This window comes from Rhizobium sp. AAP43 (genome assembly GCF_001296045.1).
In the GTDB taxonomy this organism is placed as follows: Bacteria; Pseudomonadota; Alphaproteobacteria; order Rhizobiales; family Rhizobiaceae; genus Allorhizobium.
Map to the genome: position 1 here is coordinate 1 of NZ_LJHS01000034.1, position 22,565 is coordinate 22,565.

19 protein-coding genes are annotated in these 22,565 nt (G+C 60.7%); 12 read left to right on the forward strand and 7 right to left on the reverse strand.

Features of this window, described 5'->3' with window-relative positions:
- Positions 1 to 109 precede the first annotated feature (109 nt).
- Positions 110 to 1,222, forward strand: a complete 1,113-nt coding sequence (locus IP76_RS16800; RefSeq protein ID WP_054159392.1) for a Gfo/Idh/MocA family protein — start codon at positions 110 to 112, stop codon at positions 1,220 to 1,222.
- A gap of 34 nt (positions 1,223 to 1,256) precedes the next feature.
- On the opposite strand, the gene IP76_RS16805 is transcribed toward IP76_RS16800, so the two are convergent.
- Entirely contained in the window at positions 1,257 to 2,231 is a 975-nt protein-coding gene (locus tag IP76_RS16805) for a GlxA family transcriptional regulator (protein ID WP_054159393.1), read from the reverse strand.
- A gap of 106 nt (positions 2,232 to 2,337) precedes the next feature.
- On the opposite strand from IP76_RS16805, the gene IP76_RS16810 reads away from it, so the two are divergent.
- The 10 genes from IP76_RS16810 (at position 2,338) to IP76_RS16855 (ending at position 16,173) form a co-directional block, all read left to right on the forward strand.
- Positions 2,338 to 3,249, forward strand: coding sequence for a 3-keto-5-aminohexanoate cleavage protein (locus IP76_RS16810; RefSeq protein WP_054159394.1), 912 nt, complete (start codon positions 2,338 to 2,340; stop codon positions 3,247 to 3,249).
- Positions 3,246 to 4,742: a carnitine 3-dehydrogenase gene (locus IP76_RS16815; RefSeq protein WP_054159395.1), complete on the forward strand. Its 1,497-nt coding sequence runs from the start codon at positions 3,246 to 3,248 to the stop codon at positions 4,740 to 4,742. The genes IP76_RS16810 and IP76_RS16815 overlap by 4 nt, the downstream gene beginning before the upstream one ends.
- Before the next feature lie 78 nt (positions 4,743 to 4,820).
- The gene (locus tag IP76_RS16820; protein ID WP_054159396.1) at positions 4,821 to 5,981 is read left to right on the forward strand and encodes an acyl-CoA dehydrogenase family protein; all 1,161 of its coding nucleotides are present in this window, start codon (positions 4,821 to 4,823) and stop codon (positions 5,979 to 5,981) included.
- Between the two features lie 6 nt (positions 5,982 to 5,987).
- Positions 5,988 to 8,042: an acetate--CoA ligase family protein gene (locus IP76_RS16825; RefSeq protein WP_054159397.1), complete on the forward strand. Its 2,055-nt coding sequence runs from the start codon at positions 5,988 to 5,990 to the stop codon at positions 8,040 to 8,042.
- A 4-nt stretch (positions 8,043 to 8,046) separates the two neighbouring features.
- Positions 8,047 to 8,829, forward strand: a complete 783-nt coding sequence (locus IP76_RS16830; protein ID WP_054159398.1) for a carnitinyl-CoA dehydratase — start codon at positions 8,047 to 8,049, stop codon at positions 8,827 to 8,829.
- 197 nt (positions 8,830 to 9,026) lie between these two features.
- The gene (locus IP76_RS16835; RefSeq protein WP_054159399.1) at positions 9,027 to 10,616 is read left to right on the forward strand and encodes an ABC transporter substrate-binding protein; all 1,590 of its coding nucleotides are present in this window, start codon (positions 9,027 to 9,029) and stop codon (positions 10,614 to 10,616) included.
- Positions 10,616 to 11,725 carry an ABC transporter permease gene (locus tag IP76_RS16840; protein WP_054159400.1) on the forward strand — a complete coding sequence of 370 codons (1,110 nt, stop codon included), beginning with the start codon at positions 10,616 to 10,618 and terminating at the stop codon, positions 11,723 to 11,725. Before IP76_RS16835 ends, IP76_RS16840 begins: the two co-directional genes overlap by 1 nt.
- Positions 11,722 to 12,549 carry an ABC transporter permease gene (locus IP76_RS16845; protein ID WP_054159401.1) on the forward strand — a complete coding sequence of 276 codons (828 nt, stop codon included), beginning with the start codon at positions 11,722 to 11,724 and terminating at the stop codon, positions 12,547 to 12,549. The genes IP76_RS16840 and IP76_RS16845 overlap by 4 nt, the downstream gene beginning before the upstream one ends.
- The gene (locus IP76_RS16850) at positions 12,542 to 14,173 is read left to right on the forward strand and encodes an ABC transporter ATP-binding protein (RefSeq protein ID WP_054159402.1); all 1,632 of its coding nucleotides are present in this window, start codon (positions 12,542 to 12,544) and stop codon (positions 14,171 to 14,173) included. The genes IP76_RS16845 and IP76_RS16850 overlap by 8 nt, the downstream gene beginning before the upstream one ends.
- Positions 14,170 to 16,173 carry a CocE/NonD family hydrolase gene (locus IP76_RS16855; RefSeq protein WP_054159403.1) on the forward strand — a complete coding sequence of 668 codons (2,004 nt, stop codon included), beginning with the start codon at positions 14,170 to 14,172 and terminating at the stop codon, positions 16,171 to 16,173. The genes IP76_RS16850 and IP76_RS16855 overlap by 4 nt, the downstream gene beginning before the upstream one ends.
- A 71-nt stretch (positions 16,174 to 16,244) precedes the next feature.
- On the opposite strand, the gene IP76_RS16860 is transcribed toward IP76_RS16855, so the two are convergent.
- From IP76_RS16860 to IP76_RS16880, 6 genes are all read right to left on the reverse strand, one after another.
- On the reverse strand, positions 16,245 to 17,168 hold the full coding sequence (locus tag IP76_RS16860) for an alpha/beta hydrolase (RefSeq protein WP_054159404.1): 924 nt from the start codon (positions 17,166 to 17,168) through the stop codon (positions 16,245 to 16,247).
- Positions 17,169 to 17,274: 106 nt separating this feature from the next.
- Positions 17,275 to 18,564 (reverse strand): NAD(P)/FAD-dependent oxidoreductase, encoded by a 1,290-nt coding sequence (locus IP76_RS16865; protein ID WP_054159405.1) that lies wholly within the window; start codon positions 18,562 to 18,564, stop codon positions 17,275 to 17,277.
- Positions 18,565 to 18,601: 37 nt separating this feature from the next.
- A complete protein-coding gene (locus IP76_RS23340; protein ID WP_197278368.1) occupies positions 18,602 to 18,748 on the reverse strand; it encodes a hypothetical protein in 147 nt (48 codons plus the stop codon).
- 187 nt (positions 18,749 to 18,935) lie between these two features.
- Complete coding sequence (locus IP76_RS16870) at positions 18,936 to 19,613, reverse strand: type 1 glutamine amidotransferase domain-containing protein (protein WP_054159406.1); 678 nt, start codon at positions 19,611 to 19,613, stop codon at positions 18,936 to 18,938.
- A 51-nt stretch (positions 19,614 to 19,664) separates the two neighbouring features.
- Complete coding sequence (locus tag IP76_RS16875) at positions 19,665 to 21,083, reverse strand: coniferyl aldehyde dehydrogenase (protein ID WP_054159407.1); 1,419 nt, start codon at positions 21,081 to 21,083, stop codon at positions 19,665 to 19,667.
- A 13-nt stretch (positions 21,084 to 21,096) separates the two neighbouring features.
- Complete coding sequence (locus tag IP76_RS16880; protein WP_054159408.1) at positions 21,097 to 21,519, reverse strand: organic hydroperoxide resistance protein; 423 nt, start codon at positions 21,517 to 21,519, stop codon at positions 21,097 to 21,099.
- Between the two features lie 111 nt (positions 21,520 to 21,630).
- Between IP76_RS16880 and IP76_RS16885 the strand changes: the two genes are divergently transcribed.
- Complete coding sequence (locus IP76_RS16885) at positions 21,631 to 22,539, forward strand: LysR family transcriptional regulator (protein ID WP_054159409.1); 909 nt, start codon at positions 21,631 to 21,633, stop codon at positions 22,537 to 22,539.
- The last annotated feature ends 26 nt before the right edge of the window (positions 22,540 to 22,565 follow it).

Below are 22,565 nucleotides of genomic sequence, written 5' to 3' on the forward strand. Positions count from 1 at the left end.
GCCATGCTGATGGCCAATACCGTCATTGCCGCCTATCGCCGCGCTGGCGAGGACGCTCCGCGGTTCTGAACGGAATTCACGAAATCGACTGCGATCTGCGGAGGAAGACATGGGATTGGGAATTGGACTGATCGGTTCGGGCTACATGGGCAAATGCCATGCCATGGCATGGAACTCTGTGGCGACCGTCTTCGGCGACGTCGATCGGCCAAGACTGGTGGCACTGGGCGACGCGACAGCCGAGCTTGCAACCCGTCATGCCAAGGCCTTCGGTTTTGCGCAGGGAACCGGCAATTGGCGGGAGCTTGTCGATAATCCCGAAATCGACGTGATCTCAATCGCAGCCCCGAACCAGTTCCATGCCGACATGGCCATCGCCGCCCTTGAGGCCGGCAAACATGTCTGGTGCGAAAAACCCATGGCGACGTCGCTTGCGGACGCGACGCGCATGCGGGATGCAGCCCGCGTCTCCGGAAAGACAGCCATCCTCGGCTACAACTACATCCAGAACCCGATGATCCGTCAGGCCAGCCGGCTGATCGCCGAAGGCGCGATTGGCAACGTCAATCATATCCGCCTGGAGATGGACGAGGATTACATGGCCGATCCGGACGAGCCATTCTACTGGAAGAGCGCCGAGACGTCAGGCTATGGCGCTCTGGACGACTTTGCCGTCCATCCGCTTTCCCTGCTCACCGTGCTCCACGGGAAAATCACTTCACTCGTCGCCGACATGGCCAAGCCCTATGCCGAGCGACCCGTCGCCGGTGGCGGCAGCCGTCCGGTCGAGAACCACGACATTGCGCAGGCCCTCTTCCGTACTGAGGCAGGTGCCTCCGGTGTATTGATGGTCAACCGATCTGCCTGGGGCCGGAAGGGACGCATCGCCCTGCAGATCTTTGGCTCCAATGGTTCGATCCTGTTCGATCAGGAGCGGATGAACGAGTTGCAGGTCTTTACGAGAACCGATCGCGGCGATGCCCAGGGTTACCGGACCTTGCTCGCAGCACCCTCGCATCCACCCTATCAGCAATTTATCCCAGCCCCCGGGCATGGTCTCGGCTTCAACGAACTGAAGGTTATCGAATGCCGTGAACTCCTGCGCCATATCGGTGGCGACAGGGATGCCCATGTCATCGACTTCGACACCGGGCTTGAAATCGAAACAATCGTTCACGCGATGGCCAGATCGGCCCAAAGCGGTGTCTGGGTGGAAACCTAAGGATACCCGCTCCGGTTCACTGAATGACCACAGCCTAACCGTCACGCGGCTTCAGGCGTCGTCGGGTCTCCGTCGGACTTTCGCGGTAGTGGGCTCGATAGGTGCGGGAAAACGATGAGGATGAGTTGAAGCCTGTGATCGCTGCGATATCGGCGAACTCCATCCTCGTCTCGATCACCTTGCGGCGGGCAGCATTGAGACGAAGCGCCAAGTAGTGCTGGTGTGGCGCGACGCCCATTGCCAGACTGAACAGGTCCTGCAGATGCCGGGCGCTCACACCGACCCGCCGCGCCAGACGGGACAACGTCAGCGGCGTGTCCACCGTCTCTTCCATCAGCTTGACGGCCGCTTCCAGGCGATGATCCAGCATGCGCCGATTGCCGATGGCGGGCGCCTGCAGCAAATCTCCTTCCATCCGCTCCTGCTCGTAGATGAACAGACGCGACACTTCGAGCGCCATGGAATAGCCATGCGCCCGCCGGATCAGCTCCAGCATCAGGTCGATGGTCGGCAGTGATCCCCCTGTCGTGATGCGCTTTCCATCGATCACGAAACGGCCGCGTACCAGCTTGATCTGCGGATAGGCGCTGACGAAATCCTCGAAATCCTCCCAGTGAACCGTCGCCTGAACGCGATCCAGCAAGCTTGCCTCCGCCAGCAGCCAGGAGCCGGATTCAATGCCAGCCACGAAGTCCCGGTGACGTGCCGTCTGAGAAAGCAGCATTTTAAGCTGTGAGGTCAGGCTCCGCCGCCACTCGTAGCTCGCCACGACAAAAAGCGGATCTGTCTCGCGCCCCGGCCGGAAAGGGCCCGAGACCGCAATCGGCACACCGCTGGTGGTCTCGATCGCAGCACCAGTCGGACTGTAGGTCTGCCACGTGTAAAGCGTGCGCCCCGCAATCCGGTTGGCGGCGCGTAAGGGCTCGATGACGGAGGCGAGCAGGATCAGGTTGGTCTGCGGCAAGATCAAGAGGTCGAAATGCTGCGCCGCCGAAACATCCATCGCCATCCAACCTCATTCCGCATACCTCCGAGAATGTATGAAATGGTTCCGATAATGCAAAGCAGAATTGTCGCTCCTGCCGCGTAATGTGATCAGCAAGACGGAGACAACTATGCCACTCAGTATGAACCGTGAGGTTTTCATCACATGTGCCGTCACCGGTTCCGGTGATACGGTATCGAGATCCTCCGATGTTCCCATCACCCCGAAACAGATCGCAGAAGCCGCGATCGAAGCGGCCAAGGCCGGTGCTGCCGTCGCGCACTGCCATGTTCGCGACCCGGAGACCGGTGCTGCATCCCGCAGGCTCGACCTCTATCGCGAGGTGACGGACCGCATTCGCTCCGCCGAGGTGGACATTGTTCTCAACCTGACAGCCGGCATGGGCGGAGACCTTGTCTTCGGCAATGTTGAAAGCCCCCTGCCCGTCAATCCCATTGGCACGGATATGGCCGGCGCCACGGAGCGTATGGCCCATGTGGCCGAATGCCTTCCGGAGATCTGCACGCTTGACTGCGGCACGATGAACTTCAATCTCGGCGATTACGTCATGACCAACACGCCGTCGATGCTGCGTGCCATGGCAAAAATGATGACCGATCTCGGCGTCCGCCCCGAAATCGAGGCCTTCGACACTGGTCATCTTTGGTTTGCCAAGCAGCTCGCGGAAGAGGGCCTGATCGAGGATCCGGTCCTGATCCAGCTGTGCATGGGCATTCCGTGGGGAGCTCCCGACGACCTGAACACCTTCATGGCCATGGTCAACAACGTGCCGTCGTCCTGGACATTCTCGGCCTTCTCGATCGGTCGCAATGCACTCGCCTATCCAGCGGCCGCGGTGCTTGCCGGCGGCAATGTGCGCGTGGGCCTCGAGGACAATCTCTACATCGGTAAGGGCCAGCTCGCGAGCAATGGTCAGCTGGTCGAAAAGGCCGTCTCCGTCATCGAGGGCATGGGTGCCAAGGTCATTGGCCCGGCTGAAGTGCGCGAGAAACTGAAACTGACCAAGCGAGCGCCGAAATGAGCCGTATACAGAAAGCAGCCTGCATTGGCGGTGGGGTTATCGGTGGCGCCTGGATCGCCCGCTTTGCGCTTGCCGGGATCGACGTCAAGGTCTTCGATCCCCATCCGGACGCGAAACGCATCATCGGTGAAGTGCTGGCCAATGCCGAGCGCGCCTATGGCATGCTGACAACCGCACCGCTTCCGAAAAAGGGCGATGTCACCTTCTGCGACAGCCTGGAAGACGCCGTCCGCGACGCCGATTGGATCCAGGAAAGCGTGCCCGAACGGCTGGAATTGAAGCGCGGTGTGCTGACCCAGATCGACGCCGCAGCCCAGCCGGCAGCATTGATCGGTTCGTCGACCTCCGGCCTGATGCCAACCGAATTGCAGCGGGATATGCGCCACCCCGAGCGCCTTTTCGTCGCCCATCCCTATAACCCCGTCTACCTTCTGCCGCTTGTCGAACTCGTCGGCGGCGAAAAGACCGCCCGCAGCGTGCTCGATGATGCCAAGGCCAAGCTCGTACCAATCGGCATGAAGGGCGTGATCATCAAGAAGGAGATCGAGGCCTTTGTTGGCGATCGCCTGCTGGAATCCGTCTGGCGCGAGGCGCTGTGGCTGATCAAGGACGACATCTGCGACACTGAAACGCTGGATGACGTCATCCGCTATTCCTTCGGCATGCGTTGGGCCCAGATGGGTCTGTTCGAGACCTACCGCATTGCCGGCGGCGAAGCAGGAATGCGGCATTTCCTCGCCCAGTTCGGTCCCTGTCTCGCTTGGCCCTGGAGCAAGCTGACCGACGTCGTCGACCTGGATGACGCGCTGGTCGAGAAGATCTCGGCCCAATCCGACGCTCAATCGGGCGCCCGCGGCATCCGCGAGCTGGAGCGCATCCGCGACCAGAACCTCGTCGGCATCATGCATGCGCTGAAAGCCGGAGACGACGGACGCGGCTGGGGCACCGGCAAGATCCTCGCGGATTTCGAAAAACATCTTTGGCAAAGTGCCGAAAAGACCGAGACCACGGTCTCGGCAACCGAGCCCCTCCGGCTGCTTGAGACCCGCGTGAACGCCGCCTGGGTCGACTATAACGGCCACATGACCGAACACCGCTATCTGCAGCTCTTCGGCGATACCGCCGATGCCCTGCTGCGCCTTGTTGGCGTCGACATGGCCTATGTGGAAGCGGGCCACAGCTATTACACGGTCGAAACCCATATCCGCCATCTCGGCGAGGCGAAGCTCGGCCAGGGACTCTACACGACGCTGCAGCTCCTGTCTTCGGACCGGAAGCGGCTGCATTTCTTCACTCGTATTCACGATCAGGCAAGCGGCGATCTGATCGCGACGGCCGAACAATTGATGCTCCATGTCGATTCCAAAGCCGGCAAAAGCGTCGATGCACCGGCCGACGTACAGGCGAAGACGGCAGTGATCGCAGAGGCTCACGCCAATCTGCCAATGCCCGATGGTGCGGGGCGCAGCGTGGGACAGAGGAAGGCACAATGAAACACAAATACTCTCCCGGCTCTGGGGAAAAGGTCATGCCAGCCGAGTGAGAAGCATTCATAGAAAGGAGGGTAGCCCATGAACTTCGCACTGACCGACGAACAGCAGATGATCGTGGAGACGGTTCGCTCTTTCGTCGAGGCCGAAATCTACCCTTTCGAAAACGAGGTCGAGCGCAGCGGCCATGTCCCGCCGGAACTCGGCAGGCAGATCGCCACCAAATGTCGCGAACTCGGCTTCTATGCCTGTAACTTTCCCGAGGAACTCGGCGGTGCCGGCCTCGACCACGCGACCTTCACGCTCGTCGAGCGTGAGCTTGGTCGGGGCTCAATGGCGCTCACCGTCTTTTTCGGCCGCCCCTCCGGCATCCTGATGGCGTGCAATGACGAACAGCGCGAGCGCTACCTTTTGCCCGCCATCCGGGGCGAACAGATCGACGCTCTTGCCATGACCGAACCCGATGCCGGCTCGGATGTGCGCGGCATGAAGTGCATGGCCAAAAAGGACGGCAACGACTGGATCGTCAATGGCACCAAACATTTCATCAGCCACGCCGATATCGCCGACTTCGTCATCCTCTTCGCAGCGACAGGAGAAGAAGACACGCCGCATGGCCGCAAGAAGCGTATCACCTGCTTTCTTGTGGACCGGGGCACGCCCGGCTTCGAGATCCGTGAAGGCTACAGCTCGGTATCTCATCGCGGCTACAAGAACTGCGTGCTGAACTTCGATGACTGTCGCCTGAGTGATGCCCAGGTTCTCGGAGAGGTGCACAAGGGCTTCGACATCGCCAATCAATGGCTTTACTCGACCCGCCTCACGGTTGCCGCGAGCTGTGTTGGCCGCGCAAGACGGGTCTTCGATCTCGCGCTCTCCTATGCCGCCGAGCGCAAGCAATTCGGCAAACCAATCGGCGTCAATCAGGGCGTATCCTTCAAGCTTGCCGACATGATCACCGAGATCGACGCCGCCGACCTTCTAACCTTGTCCGCCGCATCCCGCCTCGACCAGGGCCTGCCCTCCAATCGCGAGATTGCCTCCGCCAAGCTCTATGCAACGGAGATGCTGGCGCGCGTCACCGATGAGGCCATCCAGATCTATGGCGGCATGGGGTTGATGGACGACCTGCCGCTGGCGCGCTTCTGGCGCGACGCAAGGGTCGAGCGCATATGGGATGGCACCTCCGAGATCCAGCGGCATATCATCAGCCGCGATCTCCTTCGACCACTGGGGGCATAGCACACGGTGACCCGCTCCTTCGACCGCCTGCTTCGCCCGAAATCCATTGCCATCTTCGGCGGCAAGGAGGCGGCGCGTGTGGTCGAGCAATGTCGGAAGATCGGCTTTGATGGCCCCATCTGGCCCGTACATCCAACCAAAGACGAAATCGGCGGGCAGCGCTGCTATCGGTCCGTGAATGACCTGCCGGCTCCACCGGATGCAGCTTTTGTCGGTGTAAACCGGGCCGCCACGATCGACATCGTCCGTGACCTGGCAGAGCGCAAGGCAGGCGGCGCGATCTGTTATGCCTCGGGCTTTCGCGAAGCCGTGGCCGAGTTTCCCGACGGGGCAGACCTGCAGGACACGCTGGTTGCAGCCGCAGCCGATATGCCGATCATCGGCCCTAACTGCTACGGCTTCATCAACATGCTGGATCGTGTCTTGCTCTGGCCGGACCAACAGGGACTGTCGATGGTCAATCGAGGCGTTGCGATCCTGACGCAATCCTCGAACATCGCCTTGAACATTTCCATGCAGACACGCGGGCTTCCCATTGCCTATGTGCTGACGGCGGGCAACCAGGCGAAATGCGGCCTGTCCGATCTCGCCATGGCCGTTCTCGACGATCCGCGCGTGACTGCCGTCGGACTGCATATCGAGGGCATCGACAGCCCGGCCTTGCTTGAGCGTCTGGCCTTGAAGGCAAGGCAGCTTAGAAAACCTTTGGTGGCTCTCAAGGTTGGCAGGTCGGAAGCCGCCTGCCAGGCTGCCGTATCCCATACCGCATCGCTTGCGGGCAATCATGCCGTGATGGCTGCGCTGTTCGACCGGCTTGGCATCGGACGCGCTAACAGCCTGCCGGAATTCCTGGAAGTGCTGAAGCTTTTGCACCTGCACGGGCCCCTCTCCAGCTTCGACATCTCCTCGATGAGCTGCTCCGGCGGCGAGGCCTCGCTGATGGCCGATGCAGGAACTGCGCGAACCATCCGGTTTCGCGAGTTGCAATCTGCCCAATACGCACCGCTGCGCCAGGCCCTCGGCCCCATGGTCACTTTGGGCAATCCACTCGACTACCACACCTTCGTCTGGGGCAACCGGCAAAGACAGGTCGAAGCTTTTGCCGCCATGATGCGGGGCGGCTACGCGCTCAATCTCGTGGTCCTGGATTTCCCGCGACTGGACCGCTGCGATCCCGCCGACTGGATGACCACCGCCGACGCCGTGATCGATGCCGCTGTTGAGACCGGGGCAAAGGCTGCTATCGTCGCCAGCATGGCAGAAAACATGCCGGAAGAGATAGCCGTGAGGCTGATGAAGGCTGGTGTCGTTCCATTACTGGGGATCGACGACGCACTGGCTGCGGCCGAAACGGCCGCCATGATCGGCGCGTGCTGGAATGCGCCCGAGGCGACACCTCTCCTCAAGGTCCAGGCAACCGGGCGCGAGGTCATTACGCTCAACGAGCAGGAGGCCAAGAGCGCCCTCGCTGTCCATGGCGTCAAAGTTCCGCAAGGTCTGCGCGCCGAAACGGCAGAGGGCGCAGCCAATGCCGCAGCAAGTCTCGGCTTCCCCGTGGTTCTGAAGGCCCTCGGCGTCGCACATAAGACAGAATCCGGCGCAGTCGTGCTTGGCCTGACCGAGCCTGACGCGGTCCGCTCAGCCGCTGACACCATGGCAGGTGTCGCCGCCGGATTCCTTGTCGAAGAAACGATCGACAAACCTATTGCAGAATTCATCATCGGCGCAGTGCGTGACCCTGTCGCCGGACTGGTCCTCACGATCGGCGCTGGTGGAATTCTCGTGGAATTACTGGAGGATGTCGCCATCCTGACACTCCCCACAGACGACGGTGCAATTCGTGAGGCCATAGCCAGGTTGAAGGTCGCAAAACTGCTTGAGGGCTATCGCGGCCATCCCAAAGGCGACCTCGACGCCCTTGTGTCCACCGTCGCATCGGTCGCATCCTATGTCGTTTCAAACGCTTCAATCGTCGAGGAACTCGACGTTAATCCCGTCATGGTGTTGCAGGAGGGCTCGGGGGCCTTCGCTGTCGACGCCCTGATCCGTCTGAGAGGGTGACTGCATGTCCGGCCCGATCCTCACCCGCCGCGAAGGCGCAATCCTCGAAGTCACGATTGACCGACCGAAGGCGAACGCCATCGATCTTGCGACGAGCAGGCTGATGGGCGAGATCTTCCGCGGCTTTCGCGATGATCCGGATCTGCGTGTCGCGATCGTAACCGGCAGCGGACCGAAATTCTTCTGCGCCGGATGGGACCTGAAGGCTGCCGCAGCCGGTGATGCTGTCGACGGCGACTATGGCGTTGGCGGCTTCGGCGGCATGCAGGAACTGCGCGACCTGAACAAGCCGATCATCGCAGCTGTCAACGGCATCTGCTGCGGTGGCGGTTTCGAAATCGCCCTATCGGCAGACCTGATCCTCGCCGCCGAACACGCGACCTTCGCCTTGCCGGAAATCCGCTCGGGGACCGTGGCCGACGCTGCCTCGATCAAGCTGCCGAAGCGCATTCCCTATCACATTGCCATGGAGATGCTGCTGACAGGTCGTTGGCTGGACGCGGCCGAGGCCCATCGCTGGGGCTTCATCAACGAAATCCTGCCGGCCGGAAATCTGATGGCGCGCGCCTGGGATCTGGCACGTCTGCTCGAAAGCGGCCCACCCCTCGTCTATGCCGCGATCAAGGAAGTGGTGCGAGAGGCAGAAGGCCGCGACTTCCAGACGGTGATGAACAAGGTCACCCGACGCCAGCTGCAGACAGTCGATACACTTTACGCCAGCGAGGACCAGTTGGAAGGCGCCCGCGCCTTTGCTGAAAAGCGTGACCCAGTTTGGAAGGGCCGGTGATAGGCTAACCGACCAGGCGCACGGCGCAAGAACGAATGAAGGGCACGGAACGGCACAGGTTGATGGCCAGGCCGCGGCGAACAGGAGGACGAAAGACACTGACTTCAGGCGAACCGACGCCTCGGCAAACGGAAATCGGCAGCAGCTCGACCAATCACAACAAGCGGCAAAGACCGCGCAGACAAGGGAACAGTGGAATGAGCGATTACAAGGACTATCTCGCACGCCAGGTCATGCTGGGCGCAATGAACAGACGCGAGTTTCTCGGCCGCGCGGCAGCGCTTGGTCTTGCGGCATCGACCGCAGGCACCTTGTTTGCGACCACCGTTGCGGCACAGGAGCCGAAACGCGGCGGCCATCTGAAGCTTGGCCTCGAAGGTGGCTCGGCCACCGATAGCAAGGACCCGGCGAAGTTTCTGTCCCAAGTGATGTTCTGCATCGGTCGCTGCTGGGGCGACATGCTAGTGGAATCCGAGCCGCTGACCGGCCAGCCGGTGCCAGCCCTGGCTGAATCCTGGGAGCCTTCGGCCGATGCCGCGACCTGGACCTTCAAGATCCGCAAGGGCGTCAAGTTCCACGACGGCAAGGAGCTGACGGTTGAGGACGTTGTGAAGACCCTTCAGCGCCATACCGACGAGAAGTCGGAATCGGGCGCGCTCGGCGTCATGAAGTCGATCAAGGAAATCAAGGCCGACGGTGGCAACCTCGTCCTCGTGCTGACCGAGGGCAATGCCGACCTGCCGCTGCTTCTCACCGACTACCACCTCGTCATCCAGCCGAACGGCGGTTATGACGACCCGCTCGCCTCGATTGGCACCGGCCCCTACAAGATGATGAGCTTCGAGCCGGGTGTGCGCGCGACCTTCGAGCGCAATGCAGACGACTGGCGCACCGACCGTGGTTATGTTGACTCCATCGAGATCATCAACATGAACGACGCGACGGCCCGTATCGCAGCCCTCGCCTCGGGTCAGGTCCACTATGTCAACCGTATCGATCCGAAGACGGTCTCGATGCTGAAGCGTTCGCCAAATGTCGAGATCCTGAGCACCTCCGGACGCGGCCACTATGTCTTCATCATGCATTGCAACACGGGCCCCTTCGACAATGCCGATCTGCGTCTGGCGCTGAAATATGCGATGGACCGGGAAACCATGGTCGAACGCGTGCTCGGCGGCTACGGCAAGGTGGGCAACGACTTCCCGATCAACAACACCTATGCCCTCTTCCCCGAAGGCATCGAACAGCGCGCCTATGATCCGGACAAGGCAGCCTTCCACTTCAAGAAATCAGGCCATTCTGGCTCGGTGTTGCTGCGCACCTCGGAAGTCGCATTCCCCGGCGCCGTCGATGCCGCTGTCCTCTATCAGGAAAGCGCCAAGAAGGCCGGCATCGAGATCGAGGTCAAGCGCGAACCGGGCGATGGCTACTGGTCGAATGTCTGGAACGTCCAGCCTTTCTCCACCTCCTACTGGGGCGGCCGCCCGACGCAGGACCAGATGTATTCGACGGCCTATCTCTCGAGTGCAGACTGGAACGATACCCGCTTCCTGCGTCCGGATTTCGACAAGATCCTGCTGGAAGCCCGCTCTGAACTCGACGAAGCCAAGCGAAAGGACATGTATCGTACCATGGCCATGATGGTGCGGGATGAAGGCGGGCTGATCCTGCCGATGTTCAACGACTTCGTGAACGCGGCCTCCAAGCAGGTGAAGGGCTACGTACACGACATCGGCAACGACATGTCGAACGGCTATGTCGCAACCCGGGTCTGGCTGGAAGCCTGATGACGGAGCACGGACCGAACCAAGGTCCGGACACGACGGATGGGGCCGCGCCGCAAGCGCGGACCCCTGCCGTTTCCGGATTGCCCGCAACGCTTGGGCCCCTCGAAGACGCAGGCGAAATCGGCGGCACCTTCTGGCGACACTTCGCCTTTCGCCGCCCCCTCCTGGCGCTGATCCTGCAGCGCCTTGGCCTGAGCGTCGGGCTGTTGTTTGCTGTCTCGCTGATGATCTTCGGCGGCGTCGAAGCACTCCCCGGCGACTTTGCCACGACCTATCTCGGGCAATCCGCTACCCCGCAGGCTGTCGAGAACATTCGCAAGGATCTCGGCCTCGATCGCCCATGGTCGGAACGCTACGTCAGCTGGCTGAGTGGCGCGGTCCAGGGAGACTTCGGCACGTCCTGGGCAAGCAAGCAATCGGTCGGCGAACAGATAGGTCGCAGACTCGGCAATTCCCTGTTCCTCGCTTTCTTCGCGGCCCTTGTCTCGGTGCCGCTCGCAATCGCGCTCGGCATGGTCGCGGTGCAGTTCCGCAACCGGCTGCCAGACAAGATCATCAACGTGATCTCGCTGGCCGCGATCTCCCTGCCGGAATTCTTCATCGGCTATCTGCTGATCATGGTCTTCGCCATCGATCTCGGTGTCGCGACCTTCCCGTCCACCGTCTATGACGGCATGTCGCTGACCGAGCGCCTGTCCGCCATCGCGCTTCCCGTTGCGACCCTCGTTCTTGTGGTGCTCGCCCACATGATGCGCATGACGCGGGCCGCCATCCTCAACGTGATGTCCTCGGCCTATATCGAAACGGCGGAGCTGAAGGGTCTTGGCACCTTCCGCGTGATCGCTCGGCATGCGGCCCCCAACGCCGTCGCACCCGTGGTCAATGTCGTGGCGCTCAACCTTGCCTATCTCGTCGTCGGTGTCGTCGTGGTCGAGGTCGTCTTCGTCTATCCCGGCATGGGCCAGTATATGGTGGACGCCGTGACGGTGCGCGACATGCCCGTCGTGCAAGCCTGCGGTCTGATCTTCGCGGCTTTCTACATCTTCCTCAACATGGCCGCCGATATCATCGGCATTCTGGCCAATCCGAGACTGAGGCACCCGCGATGACGCTGAAATCCATCCCCTTGAGCGCCTGGATCGGCCTCGCCGGCATCGTCATTGCCCTCATCTGCGCCCTCTTCGCCCCATGGATCGCACCCTTCGGCGAGCGTGAGATTGTCGGTGACATCTGGCTTCCGGCCGGCGGCGACTTCCTGCTAGGCACGGACAATCTCGGGCGCGACCTTCTCTCGCGCCTGATCTACGGGGCGCGCACGACGATCTTCGTCGCACTCGCCGCAACGGTTATTTCGTTTGCACTCGGCATGCTGCTGAGCTTTACGGCAGCGGTTCGGGGGGGACTGATCGATCAGATCTTTTCCCGCTTCAACGATCTGATGATGGCCATCCCCACACTGATCTTTGCGCTGGTCGTGCTCGCCGTTCTTCCGCAGCAACTGTGGATCCTGATCCTGGTCATGGCCGTGCTGGATTCCACCCGCGTCTTCCGCATCGGCCGTGCCGTGGCGCTCGACGTCGCGGTGATGGAATTCGTCGAGGCGGCGCGCCTGCGCGGCGAAGGTCCGCTCTGGATCATCTTCAAGGAAATCCTGCCCAATACGCTGTCGCCGCTGCTTGCCGAATTCGGCCTGCGCTTTGCCTTCTCGATCCTGTTTCTCTCCACCCTTTCCTTCCTCGGCCTCGGCATCCAGCCGCCGGCCGCCGACTGGGGCGGCATGGTGAAAGACAATAAAGACGGCATCATCTTCGGCATATCGGCCGCTCTCATTCCGGGCACGGCGATCGCAACCCTCGCCGTCTGCGTCAACCTGGTGGTCGACTGGTTGATGAAGCGAACATCCAGCCTCAAGGGAGGACGCGGCGATGCATGAACTTCTGTCCGTCAGGAACCTGAAGATCGAGGCGACGAGCTACCCACCGGGCGAGCCACCCAAAACGGTAACGCTGGTCGAAGGCGTCAGCTTCGACGTTGCCAAGGGCAAGGTCCTCGGGCTGATCGGCGAATCCGGTGCCGGAAAATCGACGATCGGCCTGACGGCACTTGCCTATGGTCGTGGCGGGGTCCGTATCACCGGTGGCGAAGTCAGGCTGAACGGCGAAGATCTGCTGACGCTGAGCTCCTCCGGCATTCGCCAGATCCGCGGCTGCAAGGTCTGCTATGTCGCCCAATCTGCGGCAGCGGCCTTCAATCCCGCCCATCGGCTTGGCGAGCAAGTGATCGAAGCCTCGCTGAAGCACGGCCTGATGTCGCGAGCAGACGCTGAAAAGCGCGCCGAGTACCTGTTCACCGTACTCGGCCTGCCCGACCCGGAAGATTTTGGGCAGCGCTATCCGCACCAAGTCTCAGGCGGCCAGTTGCAGCGGGCGATGACAGCGATGGCGCTCTGCCCAAACCCGGAACTGATCGTCTTCGACGAACCAACCACGGCGCTTGACGTGACGACCCAGATTGATGTGCTGGCGGCGATCAAGCATGCGATCGAAGAGACCAAGACGGCAGCGCTCTACATCACCCATGATCTTGCCGTCGTCGCACAGATCACCGATGACATTCTGGTTCTCCGACACGGCAAGATGGTGGAATACGGGCCGGCTCAGCAGATCATCGAGGCACCTCGGGAAGACTATACGCGCGCGCTGGTCAATGTCCGCAGCACCAAGCGGGAAGAAGCAGCCGACCAATCGGACACGCTGCTTACCGTCAAGAACGTCACGGCCGGCTATTCCAACGGCTTCAAGGTGCTGCGCGATGTGACGCTCCACCTGCCCAAGGGACAGACGCTTGCGGTGGTTGGCGAATCCGGTTCCGGCAAGTCGACCCTGGCACGGGTCATCACCGGTCTTCTGCCACCGCTCACAGGTGACATCGGCTTTGATGGAAAACTTCTGCCCAGGGCACTCAAAGACCGCACAAAGGACCAGTTGCGTCGCATCCAGATGATCTACCAGATGGCTGACACGGCGATGAACCCGCGCCAGACAGTGCGTGACATCATCGGCCGCCCGCTCACCTTTTATGACGGCTTGCGCGGCAAACAGAAGACGGCGCGCGTCAACGAACTTCTGGAGCAGATAGAAATGGGCAGCGGGTTTGCCGATCGGTATCCCGCAGAATTGTCGGGAGGCCAGAAACAGCGTGTTGCCATCGCACGCGCTCTCGCCGCCCGGCCGGACATCATCCTCTGTGACGAACCAACCTCCGCTCTCGATCCGCTGGTGGCCGAGGGCATTCTGAAACTGCTCTTGAAGCTGCAGGCCGAAACACAGGTCTCCTACATGTTCATCACCCACGACATTGCCATTGTCCGTGCAATTGCCGATTCCGTCGCCGTCATGAATCGGGGTCGCCTTGTCCGGTTCGGCCCCAAGACGCAAGTCCTGTCGCCCCCCTTCGACGACTACACCGACCTCCTGTTGAAGTCCGTGCCGGAAATGAAGATCGGCTGGCTGGAAAGCGTGCTTGCCACGCGCCGAATGGAAGGGGCAGGTCATTGAGCCATTCGAACCACACACACACCGTCATCGAAAACGAGTGGATCACGCTGAAGGATGGCACGCGTCTGGCAGCCCGCATCTGGATGCCCGACGGCGCCGAACAGGCCCCTTGCCCGGCAGTGCTTGAATATCTCCCCTATCGCAAGCGCGATGGTACCGCACCCCGAGACGAATCCACCTATCCGATCTTCGCTGCAGCCGGCATTGTCGGCGTCCGCGTCGATATTCGCGGCTCTGGTGAATCCGACGGCGTCATCGACGGCGAATACACGCCGCGCGAACTCTCCGATGGTTTGGAAATCATCGACTGGATCGCAAGCCGCCCCTGGTCAAACGGCAGGGTCGGCATGATGGGCATTTCCTGGGGCGGCTTCAATTGCCTGCAGATTGCGGCCTTGAAACCACCGGCGCTCAAGGCGGTCATCTCGATTGCCTCGACCGTTGATCGCTATAATGACGATATCCACTACAAGAACGGCTGCCATCTGTCGGCTCAATTGTCCTGGGCCGCAACCATGCTCGCCTACCAGTCGCGCTCGCCCGATCCGCAACTGGTCGGGGACCACTGGAAAGACATGTGGCTCAAGCGGCTGGAGAACGAACCCTTCTTCCTCGAAGACTGGCTCGAACATCAGCGCCGCGACGACTTCTGGCGGCACGGATCGATCTGCGAGGATTTCGACGGCTTTCCCGTGCCCGCCCTCGTCATTGCCGGCTGGGCAGACGGCTATCGCAACACGCCGATCAAGGCGATCGAAGGTCTCGGGCAAAAGGCCAAGGCGATGATCGGACCCTGGGTGCATAAATACCCGCATTTCGCCTGGCCGAAACCACGGGCGGACTTTCATGGCGAGGCAATTGCCTGGTGGAACCGCTGGCTGCGTGACGAAGACAATGGTGCCGAACACTTCCCCCAGATGCGCGCCTATATTCTCGATGGGCCGAAGCCGGCGCTGAGGCGCGACCGCGACCCAGGCCGGTGGATTACCAAGCAGACTTGGTCGACGCCGGAGATGAACGAGCTTCGCATATCCGGCAACGGACAGCTTGGTCCCGTCTCGACCAATCCGGTCGGCGTCGGCGAGGTCTATCTGTGCTCGCCGCTCGATACCGGCACGGCATCCGGCGAATACTTCACCCTGAAACCGGATGCCGAGATGGCCGGAGACCAGCGCATCGACGATGCCGGATCGCTGGTCTTCGACAGTGTTGTCCTGTCCGAACCTGAAGATTATCTGGGCCAGCCCGAACTGCGGCTCACTCTCTCCTGTGACGCCCCGACTGCCAATCTCATCGCCCGGATCGTCGATATCCATCCGGACGGAACTGCCACCCGCGTTGCCTTCGGCGTGCTGAACCTCAGCCATCGGAACGGCAATGCGGAGCCCTCTCCCATGGTCCCAGGCCTCATGACGGAGATCTCTCTCAGGCTCGATGCCTGCGGCTACAGGTTCGGCAAAGGTCATCGCATCCGGCTTGCGCTTTCCACGGCCTACTGGCCAATGGTGCTGCCATCGCCTGAAAATCCAGGCCTCACCATCGATACCGCATCGCTGACGCTCGCCCTTCCACGCCTCGGCGACCATCAGGAGATCGACCTGCCGGAACCGGCAAATCCCGATCCCCTGCCACACTATGACCAGCACTCGCCGTCTATCACCCGCCGGACCGTCGAGCGCGACATGACCCATGGCCTGACCCACTATCGAATCTACGAGGACACCGGGCTCATTGAACATCCTGAGACTGGTAATGTCACGCAAGACATCCGCGACGAGGTCTGGTCGATCGCCGCGAATGACCCATTGTCCATGACCGGAACGTCAACATGGACATGCAGGGCGCAAGGCCATGGTCGTTCGGTGATGACGGTCTCCACCGCGAGCCTGTCGTGCACCGCTGATGCGTGGATCACGCAAGCAAGCGTTCAGGCATTTGAAGGCGACGAGACGATATTCGAGAAGCGTTTTGCCAAGCGGATCCCGCGCGACCTGATGTAAACATGCCGTCAAACGCGATGTCGCTACACACCATCCGGCGGGATTGAGCCACCCGCCGGCCTCCTCGACGGTCAGACGGTGCCAACGAGCTTTGACAAAGCTTGGACGAGATGGCGGAACCCCTCTGCAGCGCCCGGGCTCATATGCCGCGCCCGAAGCCAAGCATGGATCATCTGGCCTTCTTCGCGGAAGATGACATCCACGCCGGCCAACGCCAGGCGCGCGGCATAATGTCTGGAATCGTCTCGCAACGGGTCGAAGAAGGCCGCCGAGATATAGGTTGGTGGCAAGCCGGACAGATCCGGCGCCGACAATGGATAGGCAACCGGATCGTCATCAGGTGCCTGGAGTACATCTCGATAATAGGCAACATCGGTGGTGGAAAGCCCGGGCGCGTTGGCCATCTCCAGATAGGAGCCACTGATGAGATCGCCGCCAAGGGCCGGGTAGATCAGCGCCTGGCCGACAATGCCGCGCCGCGCCGCCAAAGATGCCTCAAGCGTGATACCGGCGGCGAGGTTCCCGCCAGCGCTATCGCCGGCCACCACCACCTCGCGCCCGTCCGCGAGAAGCGCTGAAAGAACATCCCGGCAATCCTCAAAGGCTGCCGGCCAGACATGCTCCGGTGCCAGCCGGTAATCAACCGCAACCAGCTCCGCCTTGGCACCATCAGCCAGCTCCGCGCAGATGGCGTCATGGCTGTCGAGGGAACCGACAATGAAGCCACCGCCATGGATATAGAGGATGCGGACGGGTGTCTCGACCACGCTTGGCCGATAATGCCGGACCGGGATGCGGCCCGCCACCAGCGCATCCTGGCGGACGAGGCCTTCTGGCAGAGGCGGTGAGAATTCGGCACAGAGCGCATCATACCACTGCCGCTGCTGAGCAATCGAGGCATCCACGGCATCGGGCGGATAGAAACTCTCGCAGCGCTGGTGAAATGCGAGAATGCCCGGCTCCGTTGGCATTGGGCTGATCTGTTCAAGCGTCATGGTCAGGCTCCCTTTGATGGGAAGCTAACACCGAGTGACCGCTCCGCGTCACTGCAAAACGGCAGGAAACGGCCTTGCCGCGGCAAGGCCGACCCATTCGGTTACTTCAGCCTGCATCAAGCGAGATGGATTTCAGCTTGTCGATCCCGAGCGCCTGAAGCGCGAGCTTTTCGTAGAATGGCTCCGACTTGCCGAGTTTGACCTTGTAGAGGAAGTACTTCTCGAAGCCGATCTTGGCGGCATGAACCCATTTGCCGGACGAGGACCAGTTCACATTGCGCGGCGGGATCTGCGGCTGGGCCACGAATGCAATTCCCCCGTCGCCGAAATCAGCCAGGCATACGGCGTTCCAGGTGCCTTGCGCATTGGGCGCCTTGCCCTCCATCAGGTGCGCAATATTGTGGGCGGTCGCCGTCACCATGGATTCGATCATGAAGCCCGTCTTTGGCACGCCGACAGGCACCGGCGTCTTGCCCATCGGGGGTATCGCAACACCAACACCGACCGAAAAGACATTCGAGAACCTCGGATTCTGCTGATGCTTGTCGGCAAGGATGAAGCCTCTGGGATTTGTTAGACCCTCGATGTCGCGCACAGCTGCAACGCCACGAAAGGCCGGAAGCATCATCGTGAAAGTCGACGGCACCTGATGTCTTACCTTGACGCTGCCGTCTTCGCTGATCTCCTCGGCCGTGACGCCTTCATCAGTGAATTGCGAAACGCGGGCGCTGGTGATCCACTTGATGTGGCGGTTGCGCAGCGCGCTTTCCAGAAGTCCCTTCGTGTCGCCGACACCATCGAGCCCCAGATGCCCGATATAGGGTTCGGAGGTGACAAAGGTCATGGGCACCTTGTCCCGCACCTTTGCATCTCGCAACGCCTTGTCGAGGATAAAGGCAAACTCATAGGCCGGACCGAAACACGAGGCGCCTTGCACGGCACCGATGACGACAGGTCCCGGGTTGTCAACCAGCCTGCGAAACGCCTCACGGGTCATCAGAGCATGATCGATATGGCAGACGGAGTGGGTGTGGCCATCAGGGCCGAAGCCCGGGATCTCGTCGAAAGCCAGATCGGGCCCTGTCGCAATGACCAGATAGTCATAGGCAATCGAACTGCCATCGAGCAGGCTGATCCGGTTCTCGTTCGGATGGACACGCTCTGCTCCCTGCGGCATCAGCGTGATCTTGCGCCGTGCGCAGGCGGAATGCAGATCGACTTCAACATCCTCTCGCTCCCGCCAGCCAACTGCGACCCAGGGATTGGACGGCACGAATGAATAGATTGAGCCTTTGTTGACCAGTACGACCTCGGTCTCCGCCGGTACACGATCTCGAAGCTCGTATGCCATGATCGTCCCACCTAGCCCTGCCCCCAACACGACAACCGTAACCATCTCGATCCTCCTCCAAATCTAATTTTCATCATATATACTAATATTCGTATTTACGATTGTCAAGATTTTCGGTGTTCGATGGCAGATGTCGGCGTCGGTGGAGGTTCAGTGCACCGTTGAGATCGAGCAACAGCCTCTGCAGTGCCGCAATGGGTTCAGGCTTTTCGGCAATATGCTCATGCATGGATGCCGCCAGCCTCCCACACCCAAGCCGCTGGCGGGTTGTGATGTGACTGCTAGACAAGGGCCACCCACGACGGCTCGATCACATCATTCAATGTGTTCTGCAGGCCGGTGTCACGAATTTGGCCATGGGAGTTTCCCATTGGCAGCAAGAGGTACGCGGTGTTTCCACCGCGCACTCAGAACGGTTAACGCAGCTGAGCAATCAGCGCCTTGGCGACACCTTCACTGCTCGCCGGGTTCTGCCCGGTTACGAGTTTGCCGTCTTCGAGCACGAACGGCGCCCAGTCGGGACCCTTGCGATAATCGGCGCCCTGGGCGATGAAGGTGTCCTCGATCAGAAACGGCACGACATCGGTCAGTTCGACGGCGGCTTCCTCGCCATTCGTAAAGCCGGTTACGGTACGTCCCTTGACGATCGGATCGCCGTTGGCCGCTTTGACATTCTTGAGTACACCTGGCGCGTGACAGACAAAGCCGATGGGTTTGCCAGCCCGCTCGAAGCTCTCAATGAGGTTGATCGATGCCTGGCTTTCCGCCAGATCCCACAATGGGCCATGGCCGCCAGGATAGAAGACGGTATCGAAATCGTCCTGACGCAGGCCATCAAGCTTCACGGTATTGGCAAGAACGGCCTGTGCGGCTGCATCTGCCTTGAAGCGATGCGTCAATTCGGTCTGGAAATCAGGCAGATCGCTCTTTGGATCGAGCGGCGGCTGCCCGCCCGCCGGGGATGCGACGGTGATGTCGGCACCCGCATCCAGGAAGGTGTAGTAAGGTGCGGCGAACTCTTCCAGCCAGAACCCGGTCTTCTTTCCAGTGTTGCCGAGCGTGTCATGGCTGGTCAGAACCATCAGTACTTTCATGCTATTTACTCCATCTAGATTTGAGATCGTTGATTTCATAGGTGCTCGGTGTCAGGCTTGGCCGGCCAGAGCTTTTTCCAGTGCCGTTTGCTTTTCGGCATAAGGCGCGCGCAGCCGAGCGCCGCTTGCGCCGCTTGCCCCCTGCACCACGACTGGACGAAAATGGCTGAAGCGTCGGAAGCCATGTACACCATGATAGGCGCCAGTTCCCGAGGCCCCCACGCCGCCGAATGGCAAGGTATCAATGCTGGCATGCAGCATGATGTCGTTGATCACCAGCGCACCGGACGTGACGCTCTGGGCAAATCGGTCGCGAAACTGTTGATCGTCGCTGAACAGATAAGCGGCGAGCGGTCGGTCATGCGCATTGATGCGGTCGATGGCCGCATCAAGCGAGGCGACTGTCATGATTGGCAGAAGCGGGCCAAATATCTCCTCCTGCATCACGCGCATCGTTTCATTCACCCCCACCAGCAAGACGGGCGCAATTTTACGGCCGTCGGCGCAATGGAATGGCTCACCTTCTGCAGCAAGCGGAATGGCGGTCGCGCCTTTTACTTCAGCATCCGCAATCAGCGTCATCAGTCTGTCGTAGTGACGTGGAGCAATTACCGAAGTGTAATCGGGATTGGCCTGGATGGTCGGGAAAGCGCGTGCCACGAAAGCGCGGGCGCTGGCAACGAATGCATCCAGGTCAGCGGCAGACAGCATCACATAATCCGGCGCTAAACAGATCTGTCCGGCATTGAAGGTCTTAACCGTCAGCGTGCGTTCAGCCGCCGTCGCGATATCAAAGCCATGCTCGATGACCACGGGGCACTTGCCACCCAACTCCAGGGTTACAGGAGTAAGGTTCTCGGCTGCCGCGCGCATCACGATCTTGCCGACCTGGGTGCTGCCTGTGAATACAAGGTGATCAAAAGGCAGCGAAGTGAAGGCACTCGCCACGTCCGGCCCACCGATGACCACACCAAGTTCATCGGCGTCAAAGCTAGCGCCGACGAGTTCTGCGAGCAGATCAGCGGTGCGCGGCGTAAACTCCGACGGTTTGATCAATGCCGTGTTTCCGGCTGCAAAGACGCCAGCCAAGGGCGCGAAGGCAAGGTTGAGCGGGAAATTCCACGGCGAAACAATGCCGACCACGCCAAGCGGCTGCGGCTCGATCCAGGCCTGCACATCGTCCTCAGGACGAGTGACGACCTCACGAGCCATCCATTTTTCAAGGCCTCCGGCGCTATAGCGCAGACCGGCTGCGGTGGTGGCGATATCGGCGGCGAGGGTGTGATAGATCGCGCGATTTCCGAAGTCGGCGCTGATGGCACGGGCCAGCGCCTCGCGATTGTCGATCAGGAGTCGAGCCGCACGTTCCAGACGGTCACGCCGCGTCTCTGGACTGGCCGGACCTTGGGCGAGGTGCGCCCGCTTCATGGATTGCAGGATACCCGACAGCTCTGTTTTGATATCAGACATTGTTCACAACTCCTCAAGCCAGGTTCAATGCGACATCGACATTGCCACGCAACGCATTGGAATAGGGGCAGACCGAGTGGGCAGCTTCGACAAGCGACTGTGCGGCCTCCCGGTCCATGCCGGGAATGTCGATGGTGAGGGCAGCCGAAATACCGAAACCGCCTGCCGCCCGCGGGCCGATGCCAACAACAGCCGTAACCGCCGTTTCGGCAGCAAGAGTGATCTTCTGCGAAGCGGCCACGTTTTTCATTGCGGACAGGAAGCAGGCCGAATAGCCCGCGGCGAAGAGTTGCTCGGGATTGTTGCCATGCCCCTTGCCGCCCAGTTCGACAGGCATGTCTAGCCACACATTCAGCGAACCGTCCGCCGTGCGGGCTCGACCGTCACGACCACCGGTCGCTGTGGCGGAGGTGGTGTAGAGCGTTTTTGTCAGCATCGTGAAAACTCCTTCGAAGCATCAACCGTCTGAACTTTTGTCTACACTCTTCCGTTCGCCCGGGCTCACAAGACGCTTGCTTTCTGCCATCAAAAATATGATGGCTACGTGATGTCGCTCATCCGTCTTAGAAGCTTTGTCGAAGTGTATCGCCTGCGATCGCTCTCCGCTGCAGCGCGCAGCCTCAACCTGACGCAATCGAACGTCTCCCAGCATATTGCGGGACTGGAAGTGGCACTGGGTCGCAAGTTGTTCGAGCGCGGCGCGCGGGGGGTCATCCCGACAATCACTGCAGAAGAACTCGCAGCCGACCTTGCGGATCATCTGGACCTGTCGGAACAGGCGCTGGCGAAAGCACGAGCGCGATCCACGGAACTCGTCGGAGCAATCCGCATCATCGGTCATGCTGATTTCATGGCGGAAGTGCTGACCTTGCACCTTCCAAAACTGGTGGATGCCGGAATTCGCATCCGCTTGCAGCCCGCTCATCGCGACATGCTGCAGCAGATGTTGATCGAGGGTCACTTCGACCTTGGAATTTCCGCCTATCCCATAACCGACACGCGCCTGCGCACGGAATTGATCCGGGAGGAACCCGTGGTCGCCGTGGCCGCTCCAGCCGTAGCGGAGCGGATAAAGGCCAACCCAAGCCTGTCGGAGGGGATACGGAGCGAGGCATTGCTATCCTACAGCCTGGACCTGCCATTGATCGATGTCTGGCTTGCAGGCAATGGTCTTGAGGACGTTCAAGCGTCTCCATCCGTTACAAGCCCCGATTTGCGTGTTCTGCGCAACTTGCTGCTCGGCGGAATGGGATGGTCGATTTTGCCGAAGTATCTGTGTCAGGACGCCATCGCGGAAGGAAGGCTTCACGTCATTCCGCCTCCCCGACGCGCAACAACAAATACCTACTGGCTGGTCTGGCTTCCAACGATTCTGCGCCATCCTCGAGTTGCGCATGCGCGGCAAATCCTACTGAGAGGACTTCAAGAGCAGTCTTCTCAAGAGAAGGCCATATAGCCCGGCACGGCACGAAACAGAATCGG

What these genes read in the sequence shown, in the direction of transcription:
- IP76_RS16800 (WP_054159392.1), top strand. Translation starts at nt 110, where the DNA reads ATGGGATTGGGAATTGGACTGATCGGTTCGGGCTACATGGGCAAATGC.
- IP76_RS16805 (WP_054159393.1), bottom strand. Translation starts at nt 2,231, where the DNA reads ATGGCGATGGATGTTTCGGCGGCGCAGCATTTCGACCTCTTGATCTTG.
- IP76_RS16810 (WP_054159394.1), top strand. Translation starts at nt 2,338, where the DNA reads ATGCCACTCAGTATGAACCGTGAGGTTTTCATCACATGTGCCGTCACC.
- IP76_RS16815 (WP_054159395.1), top strand. Translation starts at nt 3,246, where the DNA reads ATGAGCCGTATACAGAAAGCAGCCTGCATTGGCGGTGGGGTTATCGGT.
- IP76_RS16820 (WP_054159396.1), top strand. Translation starts at nt 4,821, where the DNA reads ATGAACTTCGCACTGACCGACGAACAGCAGATGATCGTGGAGACGGTT.
- IP76_RS16830 (WP_054159398.1), top strand. Translation starts at nt 8,047, where the DNA reads ATGTCCGGCCCGATCCTCACCCGCCGCGAAGGCGCAATCCTCGAAGTC.
- IP76_RS16835 (WP_054159399.1), top strand. Translation starts at nt 9,027, where the DNA reads ATGAGCGATTACAAGGACTATCTCGCACGCCAGGTCATGCTGGGCGCA.
- IP76_RS16840 (WP_054159400.1), top strand. Translation starts at nt 10,616, where the DNA reads ATGACGGAGCACGGACCGAACCAAGGTCCGGACACGACGGATGGGGCC.
- IP76_RS16845 (WP_054159401.1), top strand. Translation starts at nt 11,722, where the DNA reads ATGACGCTGAAATCCATCCCCTTGAGCGCCTGGATCGGCCTCGCCGGC.
- IP76_RS16850 (WP_054159402.1), top strand. Translation starts at nt 12,542, where the DNA reads ATGCATGAACTTCTGTCCGTCAGGAACCTGAAGATCGAGGCGACGAGC.
- IP76_RS16860 (WP_054159404.1), bottom strand. Translation starts at nt 17,168, where the DNA reads ATGACGCTTGAACAGATCAGCCCAATGCCAACGGAGCCGGGCATTCTC.
- IP76_RS16865 (WP_054159405.1), bottom strand. Translation starts at nt 18,564, where the DNA reads ATGGTTACGGTTGTCGTGTTGGGGGCAGGGCTAGGTGGGACGATCATG.
- IP76_RS23340 (WP_197278368.1), bottom strand. Translation starts at nt 18,748, where the DNA reads ATGCATGAGCATATTGCCGAAAAGCCTGAACCCATTGCGGCACTGCAG.
- IP76_RS16870 (WP_054159406.1), bottom strand. Translation starts at nt 19,613, where the DNA reads ATGAAAGTACTGATGGTTCTGACCAGCCATGACACGCTCGGCAACACT.
- IP76_RS16875 (WP_054159407.1), bottom strand. Translation starts at nt 21,083, where the DNA reads ATGTCTGATATCAAAACAGAGCTGTCGGGTATCCTGCAATCCATGAAG.
- IP76_RS16880 (WP_054159408.1), bottom strand. Translation starts at nt 21,519, where the DNA reads ATGCTGACAAAAACGCTCTACACCACCTCCGCCACAGCGACCGGTGGT.
- IP76_RS16885 (WP_054159409.1), top strand. Translation starts at nt 21,631, where the DNA reads ATGTCGCTCATCCGTCTTAGAAGCTTTGTCGAAGTGTATCGCCTGCGA.